The organism is Longimicrobiaceae bacterium (assembly GCA_035936415.1).
Classification (GTDB): domain Bacteria; phylum Gemmatimonadota; class Gemmatimonadetes; order Longimicrobiales; family Longimicrobiaceae; genus JAFAYN01.
This window is the reverse complement of record DASYWD010000596.1, coordinates 1-2,142: the sequence shown is the minus strand read 5'-3', so window position 1 is coordinate 2,142 and position 2,142 is coordinate 1. Positions and strand designations below refer to the sequence as shown.

Annotated in this window: 2 protein-coding genes; both read right to left on the bottom strand. The window is 75.4% G+C overall.

Annotation, left to right across the window (positions count from 1 at the left end; genetic code table 11):
• Positions 1-52: 52 nt before the first annotated feature.
• Entirely contained in the window at positions 53-463 is a 411-nt protein-coding gene (locus tag VGR37_24055) for a hypothetical protein (protein HEV2150495.1), read from the bottom strand.
• Positions 464-513: 50 nt separating this feature from the next.
• On the bottom strand, positions 514-2,142 hold a 1,629-nt coding region (locus tag VGR37_24050), incomplete at its 5' end, for a hypothetical protein (GenBank protein HEV2150494.1).

Here is a 2,142-nt window from a genome sequence, read left to right as displayed (position 1 = left end):
CCCGGGGATCGATCCCCGGGCCCCCGCTCGCATTCCGAACCGCGCCGAGCCGCTACCGCGTGATCGCGGCCGAGTACCCCGCGAGCGACGGGCGCACGTTGCTGGAGGGGTCCACCACCTCCTGGATGGTGGCCCTGTAGGCGGAGGCGCGGTTCACGTCGGGAACGGAGAGGGTGACCAGCTTCCCGCTGGAGATCTTCCCGAACACCGCGACGCGGAGGGCGGTCCCCCCGGGGCGCGCGTAGACCGAGTACCCGCCCCCCGCGTCGGTCACGGCGCCGGCCTCGTCCGGGCCGCTCACGGAGATCAGCACGGCGCGGTCGTCCGCGGCCGGGGTGGTGAGCATCACCGTGAGGGTCCCCGGCTCGGGGTCCCTGGGCGCCAGGGTGCCCGCGTCGCCGCAGGCGGTCAGCGCGGCTCCGGCCAGGCAGGCGAGCACCAGGGCGATCCGTCTCCCGATCATTTCTACGGCTCCTTGAGGGCGGTTCGGTGGGGCGGCGGGGCGGGGCGCGGCTACGGCCGCGGCGGAGCGAGGTCTTCCAGGGCGGGCATCCCGGCGGGCACGGCCTGGCCGCTGGCGAGCATCCAGGCGCGCACGTCGCCTAGGTCCAGGCGGCCGTTGCGGTTCCCCTCCAGGTCCAGGAGCCGCACCTCCTCCTCCGTGAGCGTCCTCGCGGCGCCCATGAGGTGGTCGAGCACGGTCTCCACCCGGAGGCTGGTCGCCAGCACGGGGAGGGTGAAGGCGCGGGAGGCGGTCTGTCCGCCGGAGACGGCGGCCGCGGTGAAGCGGAAGATCCCGGCCCGGGTGGGCACGCCGCGCAGGGTGCCGTCGGCGCTCAGGACCACGCCCGGCGGGAGCTCGCCGCCCGACAGCCTCCAGGCCACCGCGCCGGGGGCGCCGGCCGCCTGCAGCGCGTCGGCGTAGTCGCGGCCCACGATCCCGGCCGGGCGGACGGTGTCGGAGGCCACGGCGAAAGCGGCCCCCGGCGCGCCGCCGAGGGAGATCCGCACCTGGAACCCGGTGGCGGTGGCGGCCTCCACGGCGATGGTGATCCCCGCCGCGGCGTCGGTGAAGGTCTCACCGGGCGTCCAGGCGGCACCGTCGTCGTTGGGGTTGCCGTTGCCGTCCACGTCCACCACCCGCGCCGGGCGCTCCGCCGCCTGGGGGTCCACGCGGTGCAGCACCACCGCCTCGGCGGGGAGCCGGCCGCCGCCGTCGTAGCCTGCGCCGCGGCGCGCCTCCACCGTGTAGAAGTGCCGCGTCCCGGGGATGGGGACCTGCGCCATCCGGTAGTTGCCGGCCGGCGCCTGCGCGGTCCGCTCGATCACGATGGTCCGCGTCGTCCCCGGCTCCGCGACGTACTTGCGCGCGGGGGGGATCCAGCCGAGCAGGTCCTTGTGGTAGGCGATGGGGTGGTTGGCGACGTGGGTGGACTGTTCCGCGTCCCACCTGCCGCCCATGCTCATCACGTCCCAGCGGGAGTCGTAGGTCTGGGCGTACGGCCCGGAGGAGTGCGGGAGGCCGAAGGAGTGCCCCGCCTCGTGCGCGTAGGTCATCTGGGTGGCCCAGGAGGCCATCCAGGTCAGGCCCACGGTGCGGGTCTGTCCGTCGCGGTTGATCGTCCAGCTCCCGCCCCAGGAGTAGCCGTCCAGGTCGCCGTTGAACTGCAGGTTGACGCCCGCGTAGGAGGGGAAGTGCACTTCGGCGTCGGCCACGCCGGTGCAGTCGTCCACCAGCCGGGCGAAGCTGATGCGGCCGTTGGGGAAGTAGTAGGCGCGGTCGCGGGGGAGCGTGTGCCACCCGGACACCGTGCTCCCGGTGACCCCCACGCGGCCCTCGGAGGCCTCGCGCCAGTACTCGTCCAGCCCGGGGTAGGCGGCGCCGAGCCACCGCTCGTAGGTGCTGCGGGGCCTCGGCTCCGTCGTGGGGGAGTCGCCGAAGCGGCAGAGGATGGTGACGAAGGGCTTGGGCCCGCTCTGAGCCGCCGCGCCGGCCGTGGAGAAGCGCGCGCCGGAGACGTCGGCCCGCACCTCGGTCGCGCGGAGGAGCACACCGGCCCCGTCGCCCGCGCTCACGCGCTCGGCGCGGAGGGTGACGCGGCGGCGGTTCAGCGCCAGCACCCCGCCCTCCGTCTCCACCTC

Coding starts and splice junctions, on each gene's coding strand:
- VGR37_24055 (HEV2150495.1), bottom strand. CDS start 463: ATGATCGGGAGACGGATCGCCCTGGTGCTCGCCTGCCTGGCCGGAGCC.